Annotated in this window: 25 protein-coding genes and 3 tRNA genes; 13 read left to right on the plus strand and 15 right to left on the minus strand. The window is 72.7% G+C overall.

Going from position 1 to position 25,947, the window contains the following annotated elements; translation table 11 throughout:
• The first annotated feature begins 45 nt into the window (after positions 1-45).
• Positions 46-1,194 carry a sensor histidine kinase gene (locus ACQEVJ_RS14610; RefSeq protein WP_433101122.1) on the plus strand — a complete coding sequence of 383 codons (1,149 nt, stop codon included), beginning with the start codon at positions 46-48 and terminating at the stop codon, positions 1,192-1,194.
• 10 nt (positions 1,195-1,204) lie between these two features.
• Here the strand turns inward: ACQEVJ_RS14610 and ACQEVJ_RS14615 are convergent, their stop codons facing one another.
• The 3 genes from ACQEVJ_RS14615 to ACQEVJ_RS14625 form a co-directional block, all read right to left on the minus strand.
• Entirely contained in the window at positions 1,205-1,885 is a 681-nt protein-coding gene (locus ACQEVJ_RS14615; RefSeq protein WP_433101124.1) for a rhomboid family intramembrane serine protease, read from the minus strand.
• 106 nt (positions 1,886-1,991) lie between these two features.
• The gene (locus ACQEVJ_RS14620; protein ID WP_433101126.1) at positions 1,992-2,936 is read right to left on the minus strand and encodes an NAD(P)/FAD-dependent oxidoreductase; all 945 of its coding nucleotides are present in this window, start codon (positions 2,934-2,936) and stop codon (positions 1,992-1,994) included.
• Positions 2,937-2,974: 38 nt separating this feature from the next.
• Positions 2,975-3,859, minus strand: a complete 885-nt coding sequence (locus ACQEVJ_RS14625; RefSeq protein WP_433101128.1) for a methyltransferase domain-containing protein — start codon at positions 3,857-3,859, stop codon at positions 2,975-2,977.
• Between the two features lie 47 nt (positions 3,860-3,906).
• On the opposite strand from ACQEVJ_RS14625, the gene ACQEVJ_RS14630 reads away from it, so the two are divergent.
• On the plus strand, positions 3,907-4,536 hold the full coding sequence (locus ACQEVJ_RS14630) for a helix-turn-helix domain-containing protein (RefSeq protein WP_433101130.1): 630 nt from the start codon (positions 3,907-3,909) through the stop codon (positions 4,534-4,536).
• Positions 4,537-4,576: 40 nt separating this feature from the next.
• On the opposite strand, the gene ACQEVJ_RS14635 is transcribed toward ACQEVJ_RS14630, so the two are convergent.
• Together ACQEVJ_RS14635 and ACQEVJ_RS14640 are read right to left on the minus strand one after the other, a co-directional pair.
• Entirely contained in the window at positions 4,577-4,978 is a 402-nt protein-coding gene (locus tag ACQEVJ_RS14635) for a nitroreductase family deazaflavin-dependent oxidoreductase (RefSeq protein ID WP_433101132.1), read from the minus strand.
• 28 nt (positions 4,979-5,006) lie between these two features.
• Complete coding sequence (locus ACQEVJ_RS14640; RefSeq protein ID WP_433101134.1) at positions 5,007-5,567, minus strand: TetR/AcrR family transcriptional regulator; 561 nt, start codon at positions 5,565-5,567, stop codon at positions 5,007-5,009.
• A 105-nt stretch (positions 5,568-5,672) separates the two neighbouring features.
• On the opposite strand from ACQEVJ_RS14640, the gene ACQEVJ_RS14645 reads away from it, so the two are divergent.
• Positions 5,673-7,271: an MDR family MFS transporter gene (locus ACQEVJ_RS14645; protein ID WP_433101136.1), complete on the plus strand. Its 1,599-nt coding sequence runs from the start codon at positions 5,673-5,675 to the stop codon at positions 7,269-7,271.
• 93 nt (positions 7,272-7,364) lie between these two features.
• Here the strand turns inward: ACQEVJ_RS14645 and gndA are convergent, their stop codons facing one another.
• On the minus strand, positions 7,365-8,786 hold the full coding sequence (gene gndA / locus ACQEVJ_RS14650; protein ID WP_433101138.1) for an NADP-dependent phosphogluconate dehydrogenase: 1,422 nt from the start codon (positions 8,784-8,786) through the stop codon (positions 7,365-7,367).
• Positions 8,787-8,869: 83 nt separating this feature from the next.
• Positions 8,870-10,135: a TIGR03118 family protein gene (locus tag ACQEVJ_RS14655; protein WP_433101140.1), complete on the minus strand. Its 1,266-nt coding sequence runs from the start codon at positions 10,133-10,135 to the stop codon at positions 8,870-8,872.
• Between the two features lie 290 nt (positions 10,136-10,425).
• Between ACQEVJ_RS14655 and ACQEVJ_RS14660 the strand changes: the two genes are divergently transcribed.
• A complete protein-coding gene (locus ACQEVJ_RS14660) occupies positions 10,426-11,301 on the plus strand; it encodes a hypothetical protein (RefSeq protein WP_433101142.1) in 876 nt (291 codons plus the stop codon).
• 76 nt (positions 11,302-11,377) lie between these two features.
• Here the strand turns inward: ACQEVJ_RS14660 and ACQEVJ_RS14665 are convergent, their stop codons facing one another.
• The 4 genes from ACQEVJ_RS14665 to ACQEVJ_RS14680 form a co-directional block, all read right to left on the minus strand.
• Positions 11,378-12,424, minus strand: coding sequence for a sulfotransferase family protein (locus ACQEVJ_RS14665; protein WP_433101144.1), 1,047 nt, complete (start codon positions 12,422-12,424; stop codon positions 11,378-11,380).
• 183 nt (positions 12,425-12,607) lie between these two features.
• Positions 12,608-13,105 (minus strand): ATP-binding protein, encoded by a 498-nt coding sequence (locus tag ACQEVJ_RS14670; protein ID WP_433101146.1) that lies wholly within the window; start codon positions 13,103-13,105, stop codon positions 12,608-12,610.
• A 287-nt stretch (positions 13,106-13,392) separates the two neighbouring features.
• On the minus strand, positions 13,393-14,649 hold the full coding sequence (locus ACQEVJ_RS14675; protein ID WP_433101148.1) for a hypothetical protein: 1,257 nt from the start codon (positions 14,647-14,649) through the stop codon (positions 13,393-13,395).
• Between the two features lie 152 nt (positions 14,650-14,801).
• The gene (locus tag ACQEVJ_RS14680; protein WP_433101150.1) at positions 14,802-16,295 is read right to left on the minus strand and encodes an LLM class flavin-dependent oxidoreductase; all 1,494 of its coding nucleotides are present in this window, start codon (positions 16,293-16,295) and stop codon (positions 14,802-14,804) included.
• Between the two features lie 61 nt (positions 16,296-16,356).
• On the opposite strand from ACQEVJ_RS14680, the gene ACQEVJ_RS14685 reads away from it, so the two are divergent.
• From ACQEVJ_RS14685 to ACQEVJ_RS14700, 4 genes are all read left to right on the plus strand, one after another.
• Positions 16,357-17,034: a nucleotidyltransferase domain-containing protein gene (locus ACQEVJ_RS14685; RefSeq protein WP_433101152.1), complete on the plus strand. Its 678-nt coding sequence runs from the start codon at positions 16,357-16,359 to the stop codon at positions 17,032-17,034.
• Between the two features lie 22 nt (positions 17,035-17,056).
• The gene (locus tag ACQEVJ_RS14690) at positions 17,057-17,815 is read left to right on the plus strand and encodes a nucleotidyltransferase domain-containing protein (protein WP_433101154.1); all 759 of its coding nucleotides are present in this window, start codon (positions 17,057-17,059) and stop codon (positions 17,813-17,815) included.
• A gap of 113 nt (positions 17,816-17,928) precedes the next feature.
• On the plus strand, positions 17,929-18,162 hold the full coding sequence (locus ACQEVJ_RS14695) for a hypothetical protein (protein ID WP_433101156.1): 234 nt from the start codon (positions 17,929-17,931) through the stop codon (positions 18,160-18,162).
• 122 nt (positions 18,163-18,284) lie between these two features.
• Complete coding sequence (locus ACQEVJ_RS14700; protein ID WP_433101158.1) at positions 18,285-18,848, plus strand: DUF488 domain-containing protein; 564 nt, start codon at positions 18,285-18,287, stop codon at positions 18,846-18,848.
• Between the two features lie 113 nt (positions 18,849-18,961).
• Here the strand turns inward: ACQEVJ_RS14700 and ACQEVJ_RS14705 are convergent.
• The 3 genes from ACQEVJ_RS14705 to ACQEVJ_RS14715 all read right to left on the minus strand — a co-directional run bounded on the left by ACQEVJ_RS14705 (position 18,962) and on the right by ACQEVJ_RS14715 (position 19,220).
• Positions 18,962-19,036 (minus strand) — tRNA-Val (locus ACQEVJ_RS14705).
• A gap of 13 nt (positions 19,037-19,049) precedes the next feature.
• Positions 19,050-19,120 (minus strand) — tRNA-Cys (locus tag ACQEVJ_RS14710).
• A gap of 28 nt (positions 19,121-19,148) precedes the next feature.
• A tRNA-Gly gene (locus ACQEVJ_RS14715) sits at positions 19,149-19,220 on the minus strand.
• A gap of 149 nt (positions 19,221-19,369) precedes the next feature.
• Between ACQEVJ_RS14715 and ACQEVJ_RS14720 the strand changes: the two genes are divergently transcribed.
• Together ACQEVJ_RS14720 and hutH are read left to right on the plus strand one after the other, a co-directional pair.
• On the plus strand, positions 19,370-20,140 hold the full coding sequence (locus ACQEVJ_RS14720) for an ArsR/SmtB family transcription factor (RefSeq protein ID WP_433101160.1): 771 nt from the start codon (positions 19,370-19,372) through the stop codon (positions 20,138-20,140).
• A 61-nt stretch (positions 20,141-20,201) separates the two neighbouring features.
• A complete protein-coding gene (gene hutH / locus ACQEVJ_RS14725) occupies positions 20,202-21,749 on the plus strand; it encodes a histidine ammonia-lyase (protein ID WP_433101162.1) in 1,548 nt (515 codons plus the stop codon).
• Between the two features lie 30 nt (positions 21,750-21,779).
• On the opposite strand, the gene ACQEVJ_RS14730 is transcribed toward hutH, so the two are convergent.
• The gene (locus ACQEVJ_RS14730; RefSeq protein ID WP_433101164.1) at positions 21,780-23,000 is read right to left on the minus strand and encodes an NAD(P)-binding domain-containing protein; all 1,221 of its coding nucleotides are present in this window, start codon (positions 22,998-23,000) and stop codon (positions 21,780-21,782) included.
• Between the two features lie 114 nt (positions 23,001-23,114).
• Between ACQEVJ_RS14730 and ACQEVJ_RS14735 the strand changes: the two genes are divergently transcribed.
• Genes ACQEVJ_RS14735 through ACQEVJ_RS14745 form a run of 3 tightly spaced genes read left to right on the plus strand, consistent with a single transcriptional unit; the run spans position 23,115 to position 25,930 of the window.
• The gene (locus ACQEVJ_RS14735; protein ID WP_433101166.1) at positions 23,115-24,002 is read left to right on the plus strand and encodes a LysR family transcriptional regulator; all 888 of its coding nucleotides are present in this window, start codon (positions 23,115-23,117) and stop codon (positions 24,000-24,002) included.
• Between the two features lie 56 nt (positions 24,003-24,058).
• Complete coding sequence (locus tag ACQEVJ_RS14740; protein ID WP_433101168.1) at positions 24,059-25,084, plus strand: chorismate-binding protein; 1,026 nt, start codon at positions 24,059-24,061, stop codon at positions 25,082-25,084.
• 15 nt (positions 25,085-25,099) lie between these two features.
• Positions 25,100-25,930, plus strand: a complete 831-nt coding sequence (locus ACQEVJ_RS14745; protein ID WP_433101170.1) for an aminotransferase class IV — start codon at positions 25,100-25,102, stop codon at positions 25,928-25,930.
• The last annotated feature ends 17 nt before the right edge of the window (positions 25,931-25,947 follow it).

Genomic DNA, 25,947 nt, shown 5'->3' on the forward strand with positions numbered 1-25,947 from the left:
TGTGGCGCTGCACGAAGCCGCAGGTCAAACCCACAAACTAGCGGTATGGGGGAGAAGTGGGCCGGGCTCACGGCGCGCCGGGAGGCGGCGGCCGACGTGGTGCTCGCCGTCGCCGTCCTGGCCTTCACGGTCCCGGCGGTGCTGTTCGGCCGCTCCTTCCCGGCCCTGCCGTTCCTCGCCGTGCCGTGGTGGGCGCAGATAGCCGCGGCGGGCGCGGCGGCCGCGTCCATGCTGGCGCGGCGCAGTACGGCCTGGCCGATGATCCCGGCCACCGTCGCCTGCGCCGTGCTCACCGGCCAGACCATGCCGCTGATGCTGGGGGCGTACTCGATGACGGCGCAGAACACGGTGCGCCGGTGGCCGTGGGTGTCCGTCGTCCTGACGGGGGTCTACGCGCTGGCCGACTGGGCGAGCCCCTACACCGACCGGCTGCCCGTCGCCGTGGCGGTGCGGGCGATCACACTGATCTTCCTGCCCGCGCTGGTGGGCACCTGGGTGTGGCGTTACCGCTCGATGATCCGGGAGCTGCGGGCGGGCGTGCGGGCGAGGGAGGAGCGCGCCGCCGCCCAGGAACGCCGCCGCATCGCGGGCGAGCTGCACGACACGGTGACGCACGCGGTCACCGTGATGGTCCTCAACGCCGGTCTCATCCAGGACGCCGACGAGCTCGACGAGATCCGCAAGCTGGCCAGGAACATCGAGGACAAGGGCGTGCGGGCGCTGACTGAGCTGCGCGAGCTGCTCACGGCGCTGCGGCGCAAGGACCTGCCGCCCTCGGCGGAGAGCGTCGAGGGGATACCGCGCCTGGTCGAGGAGAGCAGGGCCACCGGCCTGCGTGTCGCCCTGCACTACGACGTGCCGGAGGAGACGCTGTCGCGGCAGACCGGCCACGCCTGCTACCGGGTCGTCCAGGAGGGCCTCAACAACGTGCGCAAGCACGCGCCGGGAGCCGACGTGCAGGTGGTCTGCGAGGCCCACGGCGACGTGCTGAACGTGTCGGTGGTCAACAGCGGCAAGAGCCGGGCCGTGCCGGTCCGGGTGCCAGCCGACGCGGGGGGCGGCTATGGGCTGCCCGGCCTGCGCGAGCGCGTCGGCCTGGTGGGCGGGCGGCTCACGTACGGCCCGACCGCCGAGGGCGGGTTCGCGCTCACCGCCAGCATCCCCTTCCACCCGCCCGACCAGCCCGAGACCTGACCCGTACGCGTCAGAGGCCGAGGTCTTCGATCTCCTTGAGCAGGGCGGACCGGGAGTCGCCGGGCGCCGTTCCGCCGGAGGCGTTCCCCCCGGCGTCCTTCTCGACGATCTTGACCCGGCGGTCGCGGAACAGGTAGCCGCCGAGGATGCCGCCCGCGAAGCCGAAGACGTGGGCCTGCCAGCCGATGCCCTCGGCCGGCAGCAGCCCGGCGAACTGGTAGGCGAAGCACAGGCCCATGACCAGGCCGATGACGATGTCGATCAGGTGCCGGTCGAAGGCTCCGCGTACGAGCACGTACCCGAAGTAGCCGAACACCAGCCCGCTCGCGCCCGCGCCGACCGTGGAGGAGTCGGCGGTGAACCACGAGCCGAGCCCGCTGGCGACGGCGATCAGCCCGGTCACGCCGAGGAAGCGCCGTACGCCCCGGTAGGCCGCGAGGAACCCGAAGATGAACAGCGGCCCGGAGTTGCCCTCGATGTGCGCCCAGCTCCAATGGAGGAGCGGCGCGGAGACGATCCCGGGCAGCCGCTCGACGTTCCAGGGCCTGATTCCATAGCTGTAGCTGAGCGAGTAGTCCGAGGCCCAGTTGGCCACCTGAACGACCCAGATCAACGCCAGGAAGCCGACCATGACCCAGAAGGCCTTCCTGGCCTCGGCGATCATGATCTCGGCGGTACGGCCGTCGCTCACGGAACCTCCCCCGTCACTGAGGATCACGCGGGAAAGATACCGCCGACGGCCGCATGAGTCACTGGCCGGCGGTGTCAGGAGACCGGCACTTCCCGAGCCGGGGGGATCACCGCGCGGTCCGCGCCTTGACGGCGGCGGCGGCGTCCTCGGCCACGAGATCCGCGTTGACGGAGGCGGCGGCCATGACCCCGGCCCCCGTCGCCGCCGCGACCATCGCCGCGAGGTCGCTGGAGTTCCCCGCGGCCCACACCCCGGGGATCTCGGTGCGTCCCATCGGGTCGGTGGCGATGAACGCTCCGGCCGGGTGCTCGGTGAGGGCGCCGCCGAGCTGCTCGTACAGGTCCGATCGCGCGACGAACCGGGGCGCCACCGTCACCGCGTCGACACCGAACTCGCGCCCGTCGTCGAGGACGACGGCCCGCAGGACACCGTCGTCCACGCGCAGCCCGGCGACGCCGCCGCTCACGACCGGGACGTCCAGGGCGGCCAGCTGGGCCTCCGCGTCGCCGCCCGGGTCGGGCATGCGGTGGGTGAAGAGCGTGACGTGCTCGCTGAGCTGGCGGAACAGCAGGGCCTGGTGGACGCCGAGGGGGCTCGTGCCGAGCACCCCGATGCGCTGCCCGCGGACCTCCCACCCGTGGCAGTAGGGGCAGTGCAGCACGCTCTTGCCCCACAGCTCCCGCACTCCGGGGATGTCGGGGAGCTCGTCGACCAGCCCCGTCGCGAGCAGCAGCCGCCGGGCCCGCACCGTCTCGCCGCCGGCGAGATCCACCTCGAACCCGCCGTCATGACGACGGGCGGCGACGGCGCGGTCGTGGCGGATGCGCGCCCCGTAGTGCTCCGCCTCCCGCCGCCCGGCGGCGAGGAGTTCGAGCGGTGGGATCCCGTCTCGCGCGAGGACGTTGTGCGCGCCGTCGGCGGGCGCGTTGCGCGGCTCGCCGGCGTCCACGACGAGCACCGATCGCAGGGAGCGCGCCAGCGCGACGGCCGCGCTCAGGCCCGCCGCACCGCCGCCGACGATCGCGACGTCGTACGTCATATTCGTGGTCACTGGGCTGACTCCTTCGTCGTGTTCCGGTGGGATCGGGTTCAGGGGCGGCGGGCCGCCCAGACGGTCCGGCTGCCGCGCACCGTCAGATCGCGGCGGTTGAGGACGGCACCGGGGTGGTCGCCGGCCAGCAGGTGATCGAGAGCGTCGAGGTCGTCGTCGGCGAGGTGGCCGTCGAGGGCGGAGCGGAACCGGCTGAGCACGGTGTGCGCGTAGCGCGCGGCGTCCGGCGGCGCCGGGCTCATCTCGACGGTGAGGGTGCGCTGCTCCGCCATCTCGAAACCGGCCCGCTCCAGGTGGGGCCGCCAGTCGGGGTACGCGTTCCAGCCCGTCCGCGCCGCCGCCGCGTGGCAGCGCGCCTCCAGGCCGGGACGGCCCACGCCGATGTCGTCCGGCAGGAAACGCGGCAGCCCGTCCATCTCGACGACCGCCAGCAGGCCGCCGGGGGTCAGCGCCGCGTGGATGTCGCGCAGCACCCGGTCCGGGGCGGCGACGTGGTGGAGTGAGGAGGCCGCCCACACCACGTCGACGGCGCCGATCGGGGGCCAGCCGGCGTCCAGGTCGGCCTGTACGGCACGCAACCGGTCGTCCAGCCCCTGCGCGTGCGCCGCGGCGCGGAGGCGGTCGAGCATCACCGGCGACTGGTCGATCGCGACGATCTCGGCCGTAGTGAAGCGCCGTGCCAGTGCCAGGGCGCCGGTGCCGGTGCCCGCGCCCATGTCGGCGATCCTCCGGGTCGTCTCGGGAGCATGCCGCCGGACACAGCCGGTCAGCTCGTCCAGGTGCGGGCCGAGCACCCGCGCGTCCAGGTCCAGCATGTCCGCGAGCCCCTGCTCGTCGTGGTGACTGTGCTCGTCCTGGTGACTGTGCTCGTCCTGGTGCGTGTGCTCGTCCTGGTGCGGGTGATGGTGGGGAGCGTGGGTCATGACCTCACGCTAGGCGCTCCATGCGCCTACGGCATACACTCTTGCCTATGGAGCAAGAACTCGACCTGGACCGGGTGGTCCGGCAGCGGATCCGCGGCCTGCGGCTCGCGCGCGGCTGGTCCCTGGACGCCCTCGCGGCCCGCTGCCACCTCAGCCCGTCGAATCTGAGCCGCATCGAGACCGGGCACCGCAGGATCGCCCTCGACCAGCTGGTGCCGATCGCCCGGGCGCTCGACACGACGCTCGACCAGCTCGTGGAGTCCGCCGACGACGAGGACGTGGTGATCAGGCCGGAGCCCTCGCACGCGCGCGGCATGACCACCTGGCTCCTGTCGCGCGAGCGCTCCCTCCACGGCGTGACCGTGGCGAAGCTGCGCATCACCCCCGACCGGCCGGCCGCCGCCGAGCGCCTGAAGGTGCACCCCGGCCGCGAGTGGTTCACCGTGCTGTCCGGCACCGCCCGCCTCCAGCTGGGCGAGCGCACCATCCTGGTGCGAGCGGGGGACGCCGCCGAGTTCTCGACCATGACCCCGCACAGCATCGACGCCCACGAGGGACCGGTGGAGATCCTGAGCATCTTCGACCACGACGGGGAGCGCGTTCACCTGCACGTGGAGGACGACGCGCCGCCGTCCGCGGCGGACGGCGGCGCGGGCCGGGCAGCGGGCGGTTCCTGACCGCCGGTGCCCGGCATGCCTTCGTGCGGCGCGCGTTGTTTTACGCGCGCTCGATGACGACGATCGGGATCTCCCGGTCGGTCTTCGTGGCGTACTCGTCGTACGCGGGCCAGGTGGCGGCCATCGTCCGCCACATGTCCGGTCGTTCCCCGGCGGCCGCCGTACGGGCGCGCGCCTTGAATCTGTCCCCCCTGATCTGGAACTCCACCTCGGGGTCGGCCTGGAGGTTGCGGTACCACAGCGGGTGCTCGTCGGCCCCGCCCTTGGAGGCGACCACCAGGTAGGCGTCCCCGTACGGCTGGTAGATCAGCGGGGTGCTGCGGGGCTGTCCCGACTTGCGGCCCTTGGTGGTGAGGATGGCCACCGTGGTGCCCTGCCAGTCGTGGCCTTCCTCGCCGTCGGTCTCGATGTAGCGCCTGACGTGTTCCTGTCCAAACAGCATGGTCGATCACCTTCCCATCAGAGGAGGATCAACCGCCTGAGCCGTCGGCCAATTCCAGGGCGACCTGCAGTCCCGCCGCGGTCCGCTCCTCCTCTGTCGCCGACTCGTCCCGGATGAAGAACCAGGCGGCGTGCATCGCGAACAGCGCCATCGAGCGCCTGAGCCTGATCGGCAGCGGGTCGTCCGGCTCGCACAGCGCCTGCATCAGCTCGCCCATGCGCTCGCGCATCAGGTCGACCTTGGCGTGCCCCTGCAGCGCCGTCTTGTTGCGGTCCATGAACTGCATGATCTCGTGGTGGCGTCCGTGGGTCATCTGGGCGGAGTAGCGGCGTATCAGCTCCCGGCGGGTCTCCGTGCTGCGGGGGTGCCCGTTGGCCCACGCGATCAGCTCGTCCAGCGCCTTGACGCGGTCCTCGATCAGGCTGGCGACGATGTCTTCTTTGGTGCGGAAGTGGTAGTAGAGTGCCGCCTTGGTCACGCCGAGGGCCTCGGCTATCTCCCGGAGCGATGTCGCCTCGTACCCCTGCTCGGTGAAGAGCCTGATCGCGACCTCCTGGATGCGGCTGCGCGTGTCGGTATGAGCACCCATTCCTGACTGTTCCTAATTAACTTGACGGCCGGCAAGTAAGGACAATACCGTGCCTCCGGCACTAGCCTGTCGGCAAGTAAGTAAATTCCTTCAAAGGGGGCACCCATGACGACGGAGACCGCGGCCGCGCCCGGCCGGTCCCGGGAAGTGATGATCGTCTTACCCGGTCTGATGCTGGCGATGATGCTGGCGATGCTGGACAACATGATCGTCGGCACCGCGATGCCGAGGATCGTCGGGGAGCTTCAGGGCCTGGACTACTTCACCTGGGTCACCACCGCGTACGTGCTGGGCACCACGGTCTCGACGCCGATCTGGGGCAAGCTCGGCGACCTCTACGGCCGCAAGAACGTCTTCCTGAGCTCGATCGGCATCTTCCTGGTCGGCTCCGCGCTGTGCGGCATGGCCGGCTCGTCGCTGTTCGGCGGTACCGGCGACGGCATGATCGAGCTGATCGCCTTCCGCGCGCTGCAGGGCCTCGGCGCCGGCGGGCTCATCGTCGGCGTGATGTCGATCATCGGCGACCTGGTCCCGCCCCGTGAGCGTGGTCAGTACCAGGGCATCATGGCGGCGATCATGTCGCTCGCCATGATCGCGGGACCTCTGGTCGGCGGTTTCATCACCGACAACCTGAACTGGCGCTGGGCCTTCTACGTGAACCTCCCGCTCGGCGGCGTGGCGCTGATCTGGCTGATCCTCAAGCTGCACCTGCCCAGGCACCGCACCGAGCACCGCATCGACTGGCTCGGTGCGGCCGTCCTCACCGTGGCGATCACCGCGGTCGTGCTGATCACCTCGTGGGGCGGTCAGGCGCACGGATACCCGTGGGGCTCCTGGCAGATCCTGGGGCTGGCCGCCCTGGCGGTCGTCGCGCTGGCCGTGTTCGTCCCCATCGAGCGGCGGGCGGCCGAGCCGATCCTGCCGCTGCACGTGTTCGCCAACCGGAACTTCACGCTGATCAACGTGCTCGGCTTCCTGCTCGGCTTCGCGATGTTCGGCGCGATCACCTTCCTGCCGATGTTCCAGCAGATCGTGCAGGGGGCCACGGCCACCAACTCCGGGCTGCTCCTGCTCCCGATGATGGCCTCGTCCATGGTCGTGTCGCTGTTCGTCGGCAGGGCGATCACCAAGACCGGCAGGTACAAGAGCTTCCCGGTGATCGGCGGCGTGATCATGGCCATCGGCGTGTGGCTGCTGTCGACGCAGGACGTCCACACCCCGTCCTGGCGGACCGGCGTCTACATCGCCGTCCTCGGCCTCGGCATGGGCTTCCTGATGCAGACGACGATGCTGATCGCGCAGAACAGCGTCGAGCAGAAGGACATCGGCGTGGCCAGCAGCGCCTCGACGTTCTTCCGCTCCATCGGCGGTTCGTTCGGCATCTCGCTGTTCGGCGCCATCTTCAACAACCGGCTCGCCGACGAGATCGCGGCCAAGTTCGGCGCGCAGGCTTCCGCCCTGGCAGGCGCCGGGGGCGGCCAGATCGACCCGAAGATGCTCGAGCAGATGCCGCCGCCGGTCAAGGCGGGGTTCCTGGAGGCGCTCGCCAACGCGATCGGCTCGGTCTTCCTGTGGTCGGTCGTGTTCGCCGCGATCGTTCCGGTGATCGCCGCCTTCATCAAGCACGTCCCGCTGCGCAGCGGCGCTCCCGGCGCCGCCGACGGCGAGAAGGCGGAGCCGATGGCCGCCGCCGCCTTCGAATGACCTGATTCAGAGCTGATACGGCTGACCTGATTCAGAGCCGGTACGGCGCACGCCCCCGCGCGGGCGTGCGCCGTACCGGCGTTTCCGGGGTGGTTAGGCGGGCCGCTCGGCCCGGTCACCCGACCAGTCCGTGTGGAAGGAGCCCTCCCGGTCGACCCGTCGGTAGGTGTGGGCGCCGAAGAAGTCGCGCAGCCCCTGCAGCAGCGCCGCCGGCAGTCGGTCGCGGCGCAGCCCGTCGTAGTAGGCGAGCGCCGAGGAGAAGCCCGGCGTGGGCACCCCGATCGTCGCCGCCGTCGCCACGACCCGCCGCCACGACTCCTGGGCCTCCTCCAGGACCTGGGCGAACGTCGGGTCCACCAGCAGCGTCGGCAGGTTCGGGTCCGCGTCGTACGCCGCCCGGATCCGGTCGAGGAAGCGCGCCCTGATGATGCAGCCGCCGCGCCAGATCGTGGCCATCTCGCCCAGGTTCAGGTTCCAGCCGTACTCCGCGCTCGCGGCGGCCATCTGGTCGAACCCCTGGGCGTACGCGACCACCTTGGAGGCGTACAGCGCCCGCCGCACGTCCTCGACGAGGCCGGAGTCACCGGCCGTGCCGGAGGGACCGGCGAGCGAGCGGGCGGCGGCCCGCTGCTCCGGGTGGCCCGACAGCGCCCGGGCGAACACCGCCTCGGCGATGCCGGTGACCGGAACGCCGAGGTCGAGGGCGCTCTGCACGGTCCAGCGGCCGGTGCCCTTCTGCTCGGCCTGGTCCTGCACGACGTCCACGAACGGCTTGCCCGTGGCGGGGTCGACGTGGCCAAGCACCTCGGCGGTGATCTCGATGAGGTACGACTCCAGGTCGCCCCGGTTCCACTCGCGGAAGACGTCGGACAGTTCCTTCGGGTTCAGTCCGAGGGCCTGCCGGAGCAGGTCGTACGACTCCGCGATGAGCTGCATGTCGGCGTACTCGATGCCGTTGTGCACCATCTTGACGAAGTGGCCGGCGCCGTCGGGGCCCACGTGCACGCAGCACGGCACCCCGTCGACCTTCGCCGCGATGTCCTCGAGCAGGGGGCCGAGCGTCTCGTACGCCTCGGGGTCGCCGCCGGGCATGATGCTCGGGCCGTTGAGCGCTCCCTCCTCGCCGCCCGAGATGCCGGTGCCGACGAAGTGGATGCCCCGCTCGCGCAGCGCGGCCTCCCGGCGGCGGGTGTCCATGTAGTGGGCGTTGCCGCCGTCGATGATCATGTCGCCCGGCTCCATGACGGCGGCGAGCTCCTCGATCACGGCGTCGGTTGGCGCCCCGGCCTTGACCATGATGATCGCCCTGCGCGGCCGTTCGAGGGAGGCCACGAACTCCTCGATCGTGCCCGCGGGCAGGAACGCGCCCTCGTCGCGGTGCTCCTCCATGAACCGGGTTGTACGGCTCTCCGTGCGGTTGTGCACCGCGACCACGTGACCGTGGTGGGCGAAGTTCCGGGCGAGGTTGCGACCCATGGTCGCCAGGCCCGTCACTCCGATGTCTGCCTTGTCCATGTCTAAAGTCATACCGCCTTCAGGGATGGGCGACCGGCCTCGGGTGGTCATGTCCCGCGGCCGGTCGCGATGAGCTGCGCCGATCAGTAACCGTAGCGGCCGGACGGGTGGGAGGCGGGGTGAGAGTGCGACGGCGCCGGCCTGACCGAGGTCGTGGGTGACGGCGTGGATGTGGGGGTCGGAGTGGTCGTAGTGGGCGTGGCGGCGCCCGCGGCCGTGGCCGGGCGGATCAGGCCGAGCAGGCCGTGCCGCGCGCCGGAGATGCCGGCCGAGAACCACACCGCGTCGGTGCCGCCGTTGCCGGCCGTGCCGGGTTCGAGGTCCCACAGCCCCTCGACGGCGATCGCCCTGCCGTCCGCCCCGCGCAGCGGGCCGAGGTAGCGGCCGGTCCTCGGGTTGTATGCGTTGATCCATCCGTCGCCGAAGTTGCCGACCAGCAGCGCACCCGCGTACGCGCCGAACCCGCCGGGGGCGAGTGTCATCGCCCAGGGCGCGTTCAGCGGGCCGCGGGAGGCGAGGCGCCGCACGAAGCGGCCGCTCGCGGTGAACTGGCTGACGAACCCGTTGCCCCGGCCCGCCACCGGCCTGCCGGTCTCGGGATCCCGCTTGGCGTACGCGACGAGGACCGAGGTTCCGGCGATCTCGACGTTGAAGGGGGAGTAGTGCGCGGGCAGGAACGGGTCGCGGAACTGGCGGCGCGACAGCCGCACCCGCCGGAAGTCGTCGTCGAAGACGTGGACGGCGCCGTGGGAGAAGGACGGCGCGAGCAGGAACGTGCCCCGGTCGGTGTTCATCAGCGCCAGGCCCTTGTAGTCGGCGCCGCGGGTGAACGCGGCGATGACCCCGTTGCCCGGATCGGCCTTGGCGCTCCAGGCGGTGATGGCGCCGCTCGGGCTGGAGAAGATGAACGAGGCGGGCGCGGCGCCGGCCTTTCCCTTGATCGTGAAGGCGTCGCCCGTGTACGCCACCTGGCCGGTCGGGGTGCCGCCGGGGATCGCCACCGTGGTGGGGGCCTTCCTGGCGGTTCCCGCGCCTCCGGTGTAGACGGTCGCCGTTCCGGTCCCCGCGTTGGACACCCAGAGGGTGGCGCCCATCGCGAGGCCCCAGGGGTTGACCAGTTCGGGGTCGGTGAGGGCCGCCCTGCCCGCCACGTCGGAGACCAGGTCGACCTCGGCGAACCGGGCGGGTGTGCGCGCCGTGTTCGCGGACCGGTTCGCGGCCGGGTGGACCTGGTGGCCGGTGCCCAGCCAGCGGGAAGCGTGGGGGGACGAAGCGGGGTGGGCCGGTGCCGCGCCGGCCAGCGCCAGCGCGAGCGGCGCGGCGCAGAGCGTGACGATACGTGCCCGCATGGGGCCTCCTGAGAGTGGTCGGACGTGTGTCGGCATGCCCTTACGCCCGGAGATACGCCATCGTGCCGTTCCGGGTTCACCCGACTTTTCCGCAGGTAGGGGGCGCGAGCAGTAGCACGTCTGCCCTATCCTGACAAAACCCGCAAAGCAAGCGGGTTTTGTATAGACATGGCCGTCCTATGGCGAGGACACTTGGCCTCCCGCCGGGCCGCTGGTAAGTCACTACAGCCAAGAGGGGTCGGCGTGAGCCGGGTCCCGCCCACCGTCGTCGCTCACTACGGAGAAGAGACGTGTTCGCACCGAAGCCGGAACGGTCAGTCGTCGCGGTTCCTCCGCCCGGAGACGGGCCCGGATTCTGGGCGGGCGCGCCCAGTGCCGTGAGCCGGGACGGATGGATCTACCTGGCCTACCGGCTGCGCCGGCCGCTCGGTGATGGGCGCGGGTACGCCGTGGAGATCGCCCGCTCGGCCGACGGCGAGCGGTTCGAGAGGATCCTCACGATCACCAAGGAGGACATGAAGACCGAGTCGCTGGAGCGCCCGACGCTCGTGGTGACGCCGGAGGGCGGATGGCGCCTGTATCTGAGCTGCGCCACCTACGGCACCAAGCACTGGCGGGTCGAGATGATCGAGGCCGCCGGGCCGGCGGAGTTCGACCCCGCCGACGCGCGGGTGGTGCTGCCCGGCGACCTCAAGACCGGCGTCAAGGACCCGGTGATCCTCCATCACGGCGGCGTGTGGCACCTGTGGGCGTCCTGCCACCCCCTGGAGGACCCCGACGAGGCCGACCAGATGGTGACCGACTACGCCACCAGCGCCGACGGCGTCGAGTGGACCTGGCAGGGGACCGCGCTCGACCGGCGGCCGGGCGAGTGGGACTCGCGCGGCGTGCGGGTGAGCGCGGTCACGTTCAGCGGCGGGACCGTCATCGCGTACTACGACGGCCGCGCGTCGGCGGAGGAGAACTACGAGGAGCGCACGGGCGTGGCCATCGGCCCCGACCCGTCCACGCTCACCGCCACCGGAACCGCCCCCGTCGCCCAGTCGGAGCACGGCGGGGGCGGGCTGCGGTACCTGTCGATCGTGCCCGTGGCGGGGGGTCATCGCCTGTACTACGAGCTGACCCGCGCCGACGGGGGCCACGAGCTGCGCACCGAGCTGCGCTGACCGCCTCCCGGGCGGTTTCGGCGGCCAGGGTGGACATGCGCGGTGGACACGCGCGGCGGCAGAGCCGAGCGGGGGGTCACGCCCCGATGGGATCGCCTCCCTGCGGGCCGTCCACGTCCGGCGGCCCGGCGGCCGGGTCGGAGGCGCTCCTAGCGCGGCCGTTGCGGGCCTGCCGCTGGCCGGACGGCCGGGCTCCGACCAGGCCGCCCGACCGCTCCCGGGGGCGCAGCCAGTCGCCGAAGTCCTCGCCGAAGGAGTCGCGGCCGAGCAGGTCGCGCAGCAGCGCGATGTCGGCGGCGAAGTAGGCGAGCAGCTCCTGGCGCTGCTCCCAGGTGAGCGGCCGCCGGGGCTGCCCGTCGCGCTGCAGCACCCGCTCCAGCGGCGCGGTGAGCCGCTGGCCCAGCACCGGATCGCCGAGCCGGGCGAGCCGGGCCAGGAGGCGGTGCCTGCGGCTGTGCCGCGGATGGGCCGTGACGTTCTCCCTGGGCACCTCGCCGATCAGTCCCTGCTCCACCCCGAGGAACGCGCAGATGCGGTCGAGCGTGGTGGCGGGGCGGTCGACCAGGTCCCGGTAGCGGAAGACCAGCACCTGCTCGCGGGGGAACAGCGTGAACAGGTGCGCGAGCTGCTCGCCGTAGCGGCCGAGGCCGACGTAGTGCCAGAACGGCGACCAGCCGTCGGCGATCCGCCGCTTCTCGGCCGCGCACGCCTCGATGACGTCGCCGATCGGCTCCAGGCCGGCCGACCACAGGTGGGTCCAGTTCGAGTGCGCGCGCTCCACGGGGTCGCGCAGCGAGACGATGAGTCTCGCGTACGGGATCGCCTCCCGGATCCGCCGCTGGGCCGCGCGGTCGTACAGGTAGAAGGGGGTGGACTCGCCGCGTAACGCCCCCGGCGGCGCCTCCGCGAACAGCGCCTCGTAGTCGGCGCGCCGCCACACGTGCTCGCGGTAGGTCTGCGCGTCCCCGGGCCCGCCCTTCGCCGGGGGCGGGCCGTCGGTGAGGAAGAACTTCGGCTCCTTGACGGGAGACATGAACAGCCGGGGATGGCGGGCCAGCGCCGCGTGCAGGGCCGTGGTGCCGGCCTTCGGCACCCCGATGACCAGGAAGTCGGGCAGGGCCATGGGAGTCCTCCTACTTTCCCGATTGATTAAGTTGGTTTTGCCCCTTCCTTGCCTAAAAAATCACCCGACGTCGGTGTAGTACCACCGAAACGCACGCCGATGCCGTATCTCGGCCCGTATCTGGGCGCCACGGCTCCTCGCGGGCGGCGCCCGGCAGGGCCGCCCGCGACCGGGAGGACCGGGTCAGCCGGAGGTCGCGCCGGCCGCGCCGCGTGCCGCGGCCGCCGGCCGCACCCACGCGGCCGGGCGGGGGAGCGCGGCGGGGTGCCGGTCGCCGTCGGACCAGACCTCGAACCACACCTCGTTGCGGCCGCCCTCGCGGACCAGCCCCCACCGGTCGGCCAGCATGTCCAGCAGCGGCAGGCCGCGTCCGCCCTGGCTCGACCCGTTGGGGAGCGGATGACCGGCGCACGGCGGTCCGGCCGAGCCGTCGTCCTCCACGCAGACCCGTACGCGGTCGGGCAGGCACGAGACGGTGACGGTGAAGGTGCCGCCGTCTCCGGAGCGGGAGTGGACGACCGCGTTCGTCGCGATCTCGCTGGTCAGCAGCACGCAGTCGTCGTGCCGGGGATGGCCGCGCCCGAGCGCGGCCGACACGAGCCTGCGCGCCCGCCCCACCTGGTCCCGCCCGCCCGCAAGCCGGGCCACGCGGTTCCCCGCGCCGTCCCCCGAGATCTCCATGAGCCCCTCCCAACGCGTGACGGTGTGGCCGCCACAGGAGAGGACGTCCGCCCCCGCGCCCGCGATGTCACGGGAAAGTAGGAGTCTCCTTGCCCCGCTATGTCGGGAAAGCGACCCGGGAAACCCCCGCTGGGTGCGTGGGCACGTGCGGGGTGGCGTGGAAGGGGAGAGGGGGGCGTGGGATGCGGAGGCGGAAAGGCGCCCCTGGAGCAACGCGACGGGGCGGTGGGACCGGTCCGTCCGGTCCCACCGCCCCGTTTCCGTCGGGAGCCGGGCAGGGCTCCCCGTCAGGAGCCGTGCGCGGCCGCTCCCGAGGCGGAGCCGTTCACGACGAGCACGCGCTCGCGCTCGGGCACCTCGATGGCAGGGAACGTGCCGGTGTCGACGATCCCGTGCTCCCGGTACGCCGCCTCGATCAGCGCGTACGCCTGGGGTTCGAGCTTCCACAGCGCCCGCCACTCCTTCGCCACGAGGAGCGGGATGCCCACCTCCTGGGCGATGTCGGCGGCCCGGGGGACGTACTTGCGTGCGATCTGCTGGTCCCAGTACTGCCGGGCGGTGCGGAGCTGGGCCGCGCGCTGGGCGGTGTCGACGACGGGCGGCGCAGGCTCGGCCGGGACGTCATCCTCCTCGTCGTCGATCAGCTCGGCGATGGCCGCGGCGGGCAGCGCCGGGGGAGCGGGCTGCTCGGGCTCGGGCGCCCAGGGGATCGGCGGGGTGAGGTCGATCAGCGCGGAGGTGTTGTAGAGCGCGCCGATCTGGGACAGCAGGGCCTCCTGCCGCTTCTCGTCCACGGCCAGGCCGGTGTACTCCACCGCCTGGTCCATCGCCTTGTCGAGTCTGGCCATCGCGGCGCGCAGCTTGCGGCCGGACGCCCCGGCCTCGCGCAGCGCGCGGACCCGCTTGGCGGCCAGCGCCACCCTGGTCAGCCTGCGGTGGGCGTCCACCTCGCTCGCCGTACGGTCGCTCGCCTCGGCCAGGCCGATCCGGACCAGCACGCGCTCGGGGGTGAGCCGCCAGTTGATGCGGCCCCGGCCGGTGATGCGGACCCGTTCGATGGCCATGCCGCGCTCCCACAGCCAGGCGGCCACGAGCGGGGCGGCGAGACGGAAGACGGCCTCGGCGACGCTGCGGGCGTCCATGCTCGACAGGACGGCCGACAGGGACGTGAGGATCCACACGGCGATGCCGTCGATGCCGGCCGAGTAGTTCTCCCGCATGTTGCGGCGCGCCCGCACGGCGCTGGTGATGACGGCGACCTCGATGAAGGCGAACAGCAGGAGCCGCAGCGGCCCGTCGAACCCGAGGACGTCGCCGGAGAAGCGCCACATGCCCTGGGCGGAGACACCCGTGGCGATGCTGGCGGCGACGATGGTGAGGATGTCCTCGGTGGGCCGGCCCGCCGCCCAGCGGCGGAACAGGCGGATCAGGGCGCGCAGGGCGAAGAAGGCCAGGACCAGCAAGACCAGGGCGATGACGCTGATGGTGATCGTTCCGGCCGTATGGGCCGACGCGAAGGCGGTTATTTGGTCAATGGGGGGCATCAGTCACGGTCTCTCGACGTCCGATGGTTTTCCTCGAGATCATCCCAGAACCGCGTCGTCCTGGGGTGCCAAACAGGCGTCCCCGTGAGCAGTCCGTGTCACCGCCGTCACAAAGCTCGTCGGCTCATGGGAGTCCGCCGGGGCGGAAGGCGTCAGATGTCCAGATTGAGGCGGGCGATGGGCTCCACGAGCTCCTCCTCCTCGTAGCGCAGGTGTGACAGCAGCACGTCCGACAGCAGGTCCACCTGGTCGCGCACGCCGTCGAGCCGGTCCGGGTCCTCGATCATCGCGACGAGGGCGGCGTCCAGCTCCGTCAGCACCCCGGCGATGACCTCGTGCTCCTGCTCCAGCCGGGCCACGACCGGCGCCAGCGACTCCTGCGCCGCCGCCAGCATCGGGAACATGTGCTCGTCCTCGATCGTGTGGTGGGTGGTCAGCAGGCGGCAGTACGACGCGCAGAACGTGCCGAGCGTCCAGTAGTTCTGCCGCATGGTGAGCTCGTTGATCATCGAGCGGAGCGCGGCGGCGTCGGAGCGGCCCGCGGCGACCTGCTCCAGGGCGTCCCTGATCTGGGTCAGCTCCCCGCGCAGGTGGTCGTGGATGAGCACGAGCCGCCGGCCGTTCGCCTGCTGCCGCGGGTGGAGCGCGGCGATGTCCCGCTTGGGCAGCCGCGGCCGGGTGGCCTCGTCGAGCACCGCCCCCGCCGGTGTCGCCCTCGCGATCTCGATCGGGCCCTCGGCGTCCGGCCGCGGCCCCCGGGCGCGCTCCCGCGCCACGGCCTCGCGCACGGCGGGGGCGACCTCCTCGGCGAAGACCTTGAGGTCCCTGTCGTCGTCCACCGCGAGGACGAACACGCTCGTGCCGTGGCGGAGCGCGAGTTCGGAGAGTTGCTCGGCCCACACGGCCGGCGGCCCGTCCAGGAACCCCTCCCCGGCGACGCCGGAGAACCGGCCCTCGATGTTGTAGACGCGGCGGATCTCGGCGGGGTCGCGCCCGGCCCGCTCGGCCGCGGCGTCCAGGATCTCGCTCATCGCGCCCAGCTCGCCGGGCGCGGCGTAGCCGGACGAGGGCACCCACCCGTCGCCGAGCCGCCCGGTCAGCTCCAGCATGCGCCGCTTGTACGCGCCGAGCCACAGCCCGATCGGATGCGGGGGGAACGGCCCCGGCCGCGCGCCCTCCAGCCGGTAGTGCCTGCCGTCGAGCCGCACGTCCTCGTCACTGGGAGTCCACAGCGCGCGGAGGACCGCGACGGCCTCCTCCAGGGCGTCCACGGCCTCGCGCGGGCTGTGGCGCGGGCCTCCCATGGCCGCGATGCCGTCCCAGAACGCCCCGGAGCCGAGGCCCAGCTCGACCCGGCCCCCGCTCAGGATGTCGAGGGACGCGGCGGCCCTGGCGAGCACCGCCGGCGGCCGCAGCGGCAGGTTCACCACGTCGGGGAACAGCCGCACCCGCTCGGTGCGCCCCGCGAGCGTGGACAGCAGCGTCCAGGTGTCCAGGAACGCCGGCAGGTACGGATGGTCCTGGATGCCGATGATGTCGAGCCCGATCTCGTCGGCGAGCACGGCCTGCCGGACGATCCGGTGGTGTCCCGCCGCGTCGGGCGTGAGAAACGCCCCGAACCACAGCTCATGTCCGAAGTCGGCCATTAAATCGCTACCTTTCCGCGTCCCGGACCGGGAGCCTACCTGTGTGACAAGATCCGGCGAGATGACCCTGACGGCCCCCGGCGGCACCGTCCTGTCGGTCGTCATCGGCTCGCGCGCGTACGGGCTGGAGACCGAGGAGTCGGACGTCGACAGGCGGGGCGTGTTCGTGACGCCCACCCCGATGTTCTGGCGGCTCGACAAGCCGCCGGATCACGTGGAGGGGCCGCTGCCCGAGCAGTTCTCGTGGGAGGTCGAGCGGTTCTGCGTGCTCGCGCTGGAGGGCAATCCGGCCGCGCTGGAGTGCCTGTGGTCGCCGCTGGTGGAGCTGGTCACCCCGGTGGGCGAGCGGTTGCTGGCGCTGCGCCGCGTGTTCCTGTCCGGGAAGGCGGAGCGGGCGTTCGCGGGATCGGCCGCCCGGCAGTTCCGCCGTCTCGGACCGGAGGACCCGCCCCGCCCGGGAGGCGACGCGAAGCGATGGAAGATGGCGATGCACATGATCCGGCTGCTGCTGGGCGCCGCCCATCTGGCCCGGCACGGGGAGCCGCTGGTCGAGGTGGGCGCCCACCGCGACCGGCTGCTCGCCGTACGGCGGGGGGAGACGCCCTGGCCCGAGGTGCTGGAGTGGCGCGGGCGGCTGCTCGCCGAGCTGGACGATCGGGCCGGGAGCGCGCTGCCGGAACGACCGGACCGGGCGGCCGCCGAGGAGTTCCTGATCGACGTGCGGAGGTCGGCTCTATGACCGTGATGGGAGGGGAGGCGCCGTGACCGTCGTCCTGCCGCCCTGGCTGCCCGAGGTGGCCGCGGGTGAGCGGCACCCGCTCGCGTTCGCCACCGTGAGCGGCGCGCACCTGTACGGGTTTCCCTCGGTGGACTCCGACGTGGACCTGCGGGGCGTGCACGTGCTGCCGGCCGAGGAGGTCGTCGGCCTGCGCACGGGCGAGGAGACCGTGACCCGCTCGTGGACGCGCGAGGGCGTGGAGGTCGACCTCGTGACCCACGACCTCGCCAAGTTCTGCCGGCTGCTGCTCGGCCGCAACGGCTACGTGCTGGAGCAGCTCCTGTCGCCGCTGGTCGTGACCACCTCACCGCTGCACGAGGAGATGCGCGCCCTCGCGCGGGGCTGCCTGACCCGGCACCACGCCCACCACTACCTCGGTTTCGCGCGCACCCAGCGGCGGCTGTTCGACCGTACGGGGGAGCTGAAGCCTCTGCTCTACGCGTTCCGGGTGCTGCTGACGGGCATCCACCTCATGCGCACGGGTGAGCTCGTCGCCGACCTCACCCTGCTCCTCGGCGGCGGGCCGCCGTACCTGCCCGGCCTGGTGGAGGCCAAGCGGGCGGCCGAGCACGGCGGACTGCCGGACGGCGGGCCCGGCGGAGAACTGCTCGTGGCCGACCTCGACGCGCTCACCGCCCGCCTGGAGGACGCCCGGGACGCCTCCGCGCTGCCGGACGCCCCGTCGGCCCACGACGCCCTGCACGACCTTGTCGTACGGGCCCGTCTCGCCGGGCGCTCATAGGGGGAATGAACGGTGAAACAGGACGGGGACACGCGAACAACGCGGGGTGCCGCACCGCACGCGGGGGCCATCGCGGATAATGGGCCAAGCCGCCATCATCCCAGGAGAACGCTTTGACCACTAAGTTCGGCAAAGACAACCTCGACCTGGCCGCGAGCGCGGAGGCACTGGCCGACAGCGCGCCCACCGGATCGCTGCGCCACGCGGCCGCCAAGTCGGTCGCGATCACCTTCGCCACGACCCGTGACGCCGCTCAGGCACGCAGCACCCTGAGCGGAATCTCGCCCGCAGACGTACGGCAGGCCGCGCTGGAGCTCTTCGACGAGCTCTCCGCCCGCGCCGACTGACCGCGCGCCTTTCAGGAACCGGCCGTCCGGCGTGCCCCGGGCGGCCGTCCGTCGCCGTGCCTTCCGGCGTGGCCCCTGCGAACGGCCCCGCTCGCGGCACGGTCCTCATGGGGGAGCGTGAAATGAGCGGGCCGGCGCCGGCGGGTGAGGCTCCCGATGCCCGCGTCACGCTGCTGACGTTCGGGCATGGCACCGCGCCGCGCGGGCACCTGATCCCGCTGCTGCACGGTGCCGGCGTGCGGGAGGTGGTCGACGTCCGGACCGCTCCCGGCAGCAGGCGCAACCCCGACGCCGGCCGCGCGGCGCTGGAGAGCTGGCTGCCCGAGGCGGGAATCGGCTATCGATGGGACAGGTGCCTGGGCGGGTTCCGCAGGGCGGCTCCCGACTCGCCCGACGTCTTCTGGGAGAACGCCTCGTTCCGGGGATACGCCGGCTACTCCCGGCATCCCGACTTCCTGGCGGCCATGGACGGGCTGCTCGCGCAGGCGCGCGCCGCCCGGACCGCCGTGATGTGCGCGGAGGCCGTGTGGTGGCGCTGCCACCGGCGGATCATCGCCGATTTCGCCGTCCTCGTGCGGGGCGCGCGCGTGCTGCACCTGTCGCAGGAAGGACGGCTCACCGAACACGCGCCGACCTCCGGCGCCCGCCTGCGCGACGACGGGCTCCTCGTGTACGACCGGGTGTGAACTCGTCTACGAGCGGCCGTGAAGCAGGCTCCACGGGATTGGACGCCCTCGGCGGCCGGACAGGCGAAAGGCCAGACCCGTGATCTCGGGTCCGGCCTTCGGGTGGTGCTGTGTGGTGGGCGATACTGGGATTGAACCAGTGACCTCTTCCGTGTCAGGGAAGCGCTCTCCCGCTGAGCTAATCGCCCTTGGAAAACCAAGAGGTGGAGACGGGATTTGAACCCGTGTACGCGGCTTTGCAGGCCGCTGCCTCGCCTCTCGGCCACTCCACCGTGTCAAGCTGCACAGTGTCAAGCTCCGAGCGGAAGACGGGATTCGAACCCGCGACCCTCACCTTGGCAAGGTGATGCTCTACCACTGAGCCACTTCCGCGTCCCCGGCTCTGTCCGGCCGGGCTCACGGGAAGACTTTATCCAATCTCTCGCCGACTCCCCAAATCAACGGCGTTCTCCCTGCTCACACCGCGAGTTCCGGCCGATGCTTCCAGCTCCGTCGAACTGTCGGCGCGCTAGCGTCGAAGCATGTCCGTGACATATGACCGCACACACGCCGCCGTCCCCGGCGCCGCCGGGGACGCTCAGGAGCCCGGGACGGCCGAGGTCGCGGGGGACGCCGACATCGCCCCCGTCGCGGCCCTGATCGCGGACGGCGCCCGCGCCGCCATGCTCACCGCGCTGCTCGACGGCAGGGCCCTGGCGGCGGGGGAGCTGGCCAGGATCGCGGGCGTGAGCGCCCCCACCGCGAGCTCCCATCTGGCCCGGCTCCTCGACGGGGGCCTGGTGACCGTGGTCAAACAGGGGCGGCATCGCTACTACCGCCTCGCCGGCCCCGACGTCGCCCGCACCCTGGAGGTGCTGGCCCGGATCAGCGGGCGCGTCGCCGTACGGTCCCTGCGGCAGTCGCGGCAGGCCCGGCTGCTGCGGGACGCTCGCAGCTGCTACGACCACCTGGCCGGCCGGGTGGGGGTCGAACTGTACGACGCGCTGGTGCGCGAGGGACGTCTGGTCGAGGCCGACGGCGGTTGCCTGCTGACCGCGGACGGCGCGGACGCGCTCGCGGAGCTCGACGTGGACGTGGAGCAGGTGCGCCGCGCCCGCCGCAGGTTCGCCCCCGACTGCCTCGACTGGCTGGAGCGCCGCCCGCACCTGGGCGGGGCGCTCGGCGCCGCGGTCCTGGACCGGCTCCTGGCGCGGGAGTGGCTGGTGCGCGGCACGGTGCCCCGCGCCCTGCGGCTGACCGGCCCGGGACGGGAGGGACTGGAGAGGACCTTTGGATGTAAGGACCTAACCTGAGATACGCTGGTTACTCGCCGCGCGCGCACGCGCGAGCAGCACGACGTGAAAGAGTGGGACGATGCACGACAACGAGGTCGTGGCCGTCGGCCCGGGACCGCTCGCCTTCGGCGATGTGGTCCGGGTCGCCAGGTACGGCGCACAGGTCCGCCTGACGGACGACGCGATCGCCGAGATGGCCGCCTCCCGAGGGAGGGTCGAGGAGCTCGCGGAGGCCGACACCCCGGCCTACGGCGTCTCCACCGGGTTCGGCGCCCTCGCCACCCGGCACATCGACCCCTCGCTGCGCGCCCAGCTCCAGCGCAGCCTCATCCGCTCGCACGCGGCCGGCTCCGGCCCCGAGGTGGAGACCGAGGTCGTGCGGGCCATGATGCTGCTGCGCCTGCGCACGCTCGCCACCGGGCACACCGGTGTGCGCCCGGCCACGGCCCGGGTGCTGGAGTCTCTGCTGAACGCCCGGCTCACCCCGGTCGTCCACGAGTACGGCAGCCTCGGCTGCTCGGGAGACCTCGCCCCGCTCTCCCACGTCGCCCTGACGATCATGGGTGAGGGCGTCGTACGGGACGCCGAGGGAAGCCTGCGGCCCGCCGCGGAGGCGCTCAAGGAACACGGCGTCGAGCCCGTCGAGCTGGCCGCCAAGGAGGGGCTCGCGCTCGTCAACGGCACCGACGGCATGCTCGGCATGCTGGTGCTCGCGCTGCACGACCTGTCCCGGCTCCTCACCACCGCCGACATCGGCGCCGCGATGAGCGTCGAGGCGCTGCTCGGCACCGACTACGTGTTCGCGGCCGACCTGCAGGCGCTGCGTCCCCATCCCGGCCAGGCCCTGGCGGCGACCAACATGCGGACGCTGCTCGCCGGCTCGGGCGTGATGGCCTCCCACCGCGACGGCTCCTGCACCCGCGTCCAGGACGCCTACTCCCTGCGCTGCGCCCCCCAGGTCGCCGGCGCCGCCAGGGACACCCTCGCCCACGCGTCCGCCGTCGCCGCCCGCGAGATCGCCAGCGCCATCGACAACCCCGTCGTGCTCACCGACGGGCGGGTGGAGTCCAACGGCAACTTCCACGGCGCCCCGGTGGCGTACGTCCTGGACTTCCTGGCCATCGCGGTGGCCGACCTCGCCTCGATCGCCGAACGGCGCACCGACCGCATGCTGGACGTGGCGCGCAGCCACGGCCTCCCGGCGTTCCTCGCCGACGACCCCGGGGTGGACTCCGGGCACATGATCGCGCAGTACACCCAGGCGGCGATCGTGTCCGAGCTCAAGCGGCTGGCGGTGCCGGCGAGCGTGGACTCGATCCCGAGCTCCGCGATGCAGGAGGACCACGTCTCGATGGGCTGGTCGGCGGGCCGCAAGCTGCGCCGCGCCGTCGACGGGCTCACCCGCGTGCTCGCGATCGAGCTGCTGACCGCCGCCCGGGCGCTCGACCTGCGCAGGCCGCACGCGCCCGCGCCGGGGACGGGCGCGGTCGTCGCGGCGCTGCGCGAGCCGGTGCCGGGCCCGGGACCGGACCGCTTCCTCGCGCCGGAGATCGAGGCGGTCGTCCGGCTCGTCGAGAGCGGCGCCGTGGTCGCCGCCGCCGAGTCCGCCGTCGGCCCGCTTTCCTGAGACCCCGGCCCGAGACCCCGGCCTGAGATCTCAGAGAGCGGCGACCACCTCGACCTCGATCACCAGGCCGGGCCGGAACAGCCGTTCGACCTCCACGGTCGTGCTGGCGGGCGGCTCGCCGGTGAGGAAACGGCTGCGGACTGCGGCGTACTCGTGCAGCCGGTCCATGTCGGTCAGGAACGTCCTGATGTGCAGGACCCGGTCGAGCGAGGAGCCCTGGTCGGCCAGGATCCGCTCCAGGTTCTCCATAACGATCTCGGACTGCAGGGTCATGTCGCCCTCGCCGGCGACCTTCCCGTCCTCGTCCAGCGCCACCTGCCCGGACAGGAACAGCAGGTCGCCGAAGCGTACGGCGTGGGAGTAGTACCCGTTTGTCGCCGGGACGGAGGGCGGGTTGACCGCCCGCACCTCCTTCGGCGCGGGGGTCTGCGCCGCGTGGGACGCCGCGAACGGGACGACGGCGGTGAGGTCGTGCCCCGCCAGCCCCGCCGCGACCGCCCCCGCGAGCAGGTCGCGGGCGGCGGCGGTCACCGTCTGGTGCCTCCCCGGCCCCTCCGTGGCGAGCCGCAGGTCCTTGGCGGCCAGGCCGAGGGCGTACCGCGTCTCGAACGGCCCCGACTCGACCACCGGCCGCAGCCGCTCCGCGAGACCGGCCAGGGGTGTCTCCCCGAGGGCGTCCAGGAGGGCGGTGCGGCCGACCCCGAGATCGTCCGCGTAGGCCAGCGTCTCGGCCAGCCCCACCTGGGCGGTCACCAGCGCGCTCATCACGGCGAGCTTGGCCGCGGCGCCCGATCCCGGCCCGCCCGCCTCGTGGACCGTCCCGAAGACCCGCAGAACGTCCGACACCCGGTCGAGGTCCTCTCGGCGGCCCCCGGCGAGCACGACCAGCGTGCCCTCGGCGGCCGGGCCCACGCTGCCGAGCACGGGCGCGTCGACCAGGCCCACGCTCTCGGGGAGCAGGCCGCGCAGCCGCCGCAGCGCGTCGGGGCCGATCGTGGACATCTCCACCAGCACCGACCCCGGCCGCAGCCCCGGCAGCGCCGCCCGCGCCACCTCGGACACCGCCTCCGGATCGCTCAGCATGGTGATCACGACGTCTGCTCCGGCGACGGCCGCGGCGGGGGAGGGGGCCGCCTCCGCGCCCGGCACGCCCCGTGTCGTACGGTTCCACACGGTCACCTTGTGACCGGCGGCGACGAGGCGGCCGGCCATCGGGACGCCCATGCGCCCCAAACCAAGAAAAGCAATCATGTCCTGGACGTTAGGGGAGGAAGAAGTCATTCCACCAGCGACTAGATCGCATGGCACCCATTCCCCTCCCTCATGGATTCCTCTCTCTCACCGGATCTCCCTCACGGATGGAGCATGTTCGACACCGACGCGCTTGTGCTGCTCGACGTCGTGGCCCGTACGGGGTCGTTCACGGCCGCCGCGGTGCAGCTCAACTACACCCAGTCAGCCGTGTCCCGGCGCATCGCGTCCCTGGAGGCCCAGGCGGGCGGGCCGCTGTTCGCGCGGCTGCCCCGGGGGGTACGGCTGACGCCCGCGGGCCGGACGCTGCACCGCTACGCCCGCGAGGTGCTGGAGCGGCTCGGCCGGGCGGGTGAGGAGCTCTCCGCCATCCACCAGGGCACCGGTGGGCGGCTGCGGGTCGGCGCGTTCGCCACGGCCAACGCCGTGCTGGTCCCCGCCGCCCTGCGCGAGCTGCGGGCGTCCCGCCCGGAGGTGGCGGTGAGCATGGTAGAGGGCCTGAGCACCGGGCTCATGGACGGGCTCGGCCGCGCGGAGATCGACATCGCGGTGGTGAGCGACTACCCCTCCGGGCTGGGGGCGGGTCCCGAGGTCGAGGTCACCCGTCTGCTGGAGGACGAGCTGCTCGTCGCCCTCCCCGCCGACCACCCGCTGGCCGGGGGCGAGAAGGTGGACCTGCGCGACCTGCGCGACGAGAGCTGGATCGAGGGAGCCCCTCCCGGCACCGTGACCATGCTCGGCGCCGCCTGCGCCCGGGCCGGCTTCGCGCCCAGGGTCGACCTGCGGATCGGGGAGTGGACCGGCAAACTCGGCTACGTGGCCGCCGGGCTCGGGGTGACGCTGGTGCCCGCCATGGCCGCGCCCGCCGTACGCGGGGACGTGGCGCTGCGGTCGCTCGGCGAGTTCGCGCCGCGCCGCACCGTGTACGCCGCCCTGCCGCGCACGGCCCCGCTCCCGGCCGCCCGCGCGCTGCTCGGCCTGCTGGCTCGCCGGGTCGTCTGATTCACGGCTTCGGCAGGGGGAACCACGGGACGGCCCAGGGGCGGGAGAATGGACACGTGTACGACGCCTTCGCCCACATCGGGGGGCACCTGGCCACCGGCCTGCGGGAGGTGACCACCGACCTGGCCGCCCTCGACGGCTCAGGCTGGTGGGCGGTGGTCGTGTCGTACGAGGGGAAGGTCGTCTGCGCGCGCTTCGACAAGGTGCGGCCCGCTCCGCTGCCCCCGCCGCGCGGCCCCTGGCGGGGACCCGCCCGCGACGCCTGGGCCACGTCCCTCGACCGGGAGCGGTACGAGCGGGGCGTCCAGCGGATCAGGGACTACATCGAGCGGGGGGAGGTCTACCAGGCCAACCTCTGCCGGGTCCTGTCCGCGCCGCTGCGCTCGCCGGACGCGGACCCCCTCGCCCTCGCAGTACGGCTGGCCGAGGGCAACCCCGCGCCGTACGCGGCCGTCGTGGGCGTGCCGGGGCTGACGGTCGTGTCGGCCTCGCCGGAGCTGTACCTGTCCAGGAGCGGCGAGGTGATCGAGTCCCGGCCGATCAAGGGCACCGGCGTGACGGCGGACGACCTCCTCGACAAGGACTACGCCGAGAACCTGATGATCGTCGACCTGGTTCGCAACGACCTCGGTCGCGTGGCGGCGGTAGGCTCTGTGACCGTGCCCTCGCTGTTCGCGGTCGAGGAGCACCCCGGGCTCGTGCACCTGGTGTCCACGGTGCGGGCGCGGCTCGCCGACGGCGTCGGCTGGCCGGAGCTGTTCGCCGCCACCTTCCCTCCGGGTTCGGTGACCGGGGCGCCGAAGTCGTCGGCGCTGCGGATCATCAACGAGCTCGAACCGGAGCCCCGCGGGCCGTACTGTGGGGCCGTGGGCTGGGTCGACGCCGACCGGCGCGAGGGGGCGCTGGCGGTCGGCATCCGCACCTTCTGGATCGAGCACGACACGATCCGGTTCGGTACGGGAGCGGGCATCACCTGGGGGTCCGACCCCCGGCGGGAATGGCACGAGACCGAGCTCAAGGCCGCCCGGCTCATCGGCCTCGCTTCCGGAGGACGGGCCGGGGACGGGCAGCGACATCGGTAACGAACGGAGCAGGAGATGTCTGTACCCATCTGGGTGAACGGGGAGCTGTACGAGCCCGACAAGGCCGTGGTCTCGGTGTACGACCACGGGCTGATGGTCGGCGACGGCGTGTTCGAGACGGTCAAGGCGGTGAACGGGGAGTCCTTCGCACTGACCCGCCACCTCGACCGGCTGGCGCTGTCGGCCAAGCGGATGGACCTGCCCGAGCCCGACCTCGCCGCCGTCGCCGACGGCGTGCGCCGCTGCCTGGCGGCCGCGCCGAAGTGGCCGCTGGCGCGCATCAGGATCACCTACACCAGCGGCCCCGGGCCGCTCGGCTCCGACCGGGGGGCGGCCGGCACGAACGCGATCGTCATCGTGGGCGAGCAGGCGCCGTTCCCCGCCACCGCCGACGTCGTCGTGGTGCCCTGGCCCCGCAACGAGCGCGGCGCGCTGGCGGGCGTCAAGAGCACCTCCTACGGCGACAACGCCAAGGCCCTGGCGTACGCCAAGGAGCGCGGCGGCGCCGAGGCGATCTTCGAGAACCTCGCCGGGAGCCTGTGCGAGGGCACCGGGAGCAACATCTTCATCGTCACCGGCGGGCGCCTGGTCACCCCGACGCTCGCCTCCGGCTGCCTGGCCGGGGTCACCCGCGCGCTCACCCTCGATTGGTGCGGCGGCGAGGAGGCCGATGTGCCGATCTCGGCGCTGTACGAGGCCGAGGAGGCCTTCCTCACCTCCACGACCCGCGACATCCAGCCGATCAGGGCCGTGGACGGGAAGGTGCTGCCGCAGGCGCCCGGGCCGGTCACGCTGGAGGCCATGAAGGTCTTCGCCGAGCGTTCGGCGGCCGACCTCGACCCGTGATCGCCCTGGTCTTGTGA

The sequence above is a fragment of the Microbispora sp. CA-102843 genome (assembly GCF_050936215.1).
Lineage (GTDB): Bacteria > Actinomycetota > Actinomycetes > Streptosporangiales > Streptosporangiaceae > Microbispora.

What these genes read in the sequence shown, in the direction of transcription:
- ACQEVJ_RS14610 (WP_433101122.1), top strand. Translation starts at nt 46, where the DNA reads ATGGGGGAGAAGTGGGCCGGGCTCACGGCGCGCCGGGAGGCGGCGGCC.
- ACQEVJ_RS14625 (WP_433101128.1), bottom strand. Translation starts at nt 3,859, where the DNA reads ATGACCCACGCTCCCCACCATCACCCGCACCAGGACGAGCACACGCAC.
- ACQEVJ_RS14630 (WP_433101130.1), top strand. Translation starts at nt 3,907, where the DNA reads ATGGAGCAAGAACTCGACCTGGACCGGGTGGTCCGGCAGCGGATCCGC.
- ACQEVJ_RS14635 (WP_433101132.1), bottom strand. Translation starts at nt 4,978, where the DNA reads ATGCTGTTTGGACAGGAACACGTCAGGCGCTACATCGAGACCGACGGC.
- ACQEVJ_RS14640 (WP_433101134.1), bottom strand. Translation starts at nt 5,567, where the DNA reads ATGGGTGCTCATACCGACACGCGCAGCCGCATCCAGGAGGTCGCGATC.
- ACQEVJ_RS14645 (WP_433101136.1), top strand. Translation starts at nt 5,673, where the DNA reads ATGACGACGGAGACCGCGGCCGCGCCCGGCCGGTCCCGGGAAGTGATG.
- gndA (WP_433101138.1), bottom strand. Translation starts at nt 8,786, where the DNA reads ATGGACAAGGCAGACATCGGAGTGACGGGCCTGGCGACCATGGGTCGC.
- ACQEVJ_RS14655 (WP_433101140.1), bottom strand. Translation starts at nt 10,135, where the DNA reads ATGCGGGCACGTATCGTCACGCTCTGCGCCGCGCCGCTCGCGCTGGCG.
- ACQEVJ_RS14665 (WP_433101144.1), bottom strand. Translation starts at nt 12,424, where the DNA reads ATGGCCCTGCCCGACTTCCTGGTCATCGGGGTGCCGAAGGCCGGCACC.
- ACQEVJ_RS14670 (WP_433101146.1), bottom strand. Translation starts at nt 13,105, where the DNA reads ATGGAGATCTCGGGGGACGGCGCGGGGAACCGCGTGGCCCGGCTTGCG.
- ACQEVJ_RS14675 (WP_433101148.1), bottom strand. Translation starts at nt 14,649, where the DNA reads ATGCCCCCCATTGACCAAATAACCGCCTTCGCGTCGGCCCATACGGCC.
- ACQEVJ_RS14680 (WP_433101150.1), bottom strand. Translation starts at nt 16,295, where the DNA reads ATGGCCGACTTCGGACATGAGCTGTGGTTCGGGGCGTTTCTCACGCCC.
- ACQEVJ_RS14685 (WP_433101152.1), top strand. Translation starts at nt 16,357, where the DNA reads ATGACCCTGACGGCCCCCGGCGGCACCGTCCTGTCGGTCGTCATCGGC.
- ACQEVJ_RS14700 (WP_433101158.1), top strand. Translation starts at nt 18,285, where the DNA reads ATGAGCGGGCCGGCGCCGGCGGGTGAGGCTCCCGATGCCCGCGTCACG.
- ACQEVJ_RS14720 (WP_433101160.1), top strand. Translation starts at nt 19,370, where the DNA reads ATGTCCGTGACATATGACCGCACACACGCCGCCGTCCCCGGCGCCGCC.
- hutH (WP_433101162.1), top strand. Translation starts at nt 20,202, where the DNA reads ATGCACGACAACGAGGTCGTGGCCGTCGGCCCGGGACCGCTCGCCTTC.
- ACQEVJ_RS14730 (WP_433101164.1), bottom strand. Translation starts at nt 23,000, where the DNA reads ATGATTGCTTTTCTTGGTTTGGGGCGCATGGGCGTCCCGATGGCCGGC.
- ACQEVJ_RS14735 (WP_433101166.1), top strand. Translation starts at nt 23,115, where the DNA reads ATGTTCGACACCGACGCGCTTGTGCTGCTCGACGTCGTGGCCCGTACG.
- ACQEVJ_RS14745 (WP_433101170.1), top strand. Translation starts at nt 25,100, where the DNA reads ATGTCTGTACCCATCTGGGTGAACGGGGAGCTGTACGAGCCCGACAAG.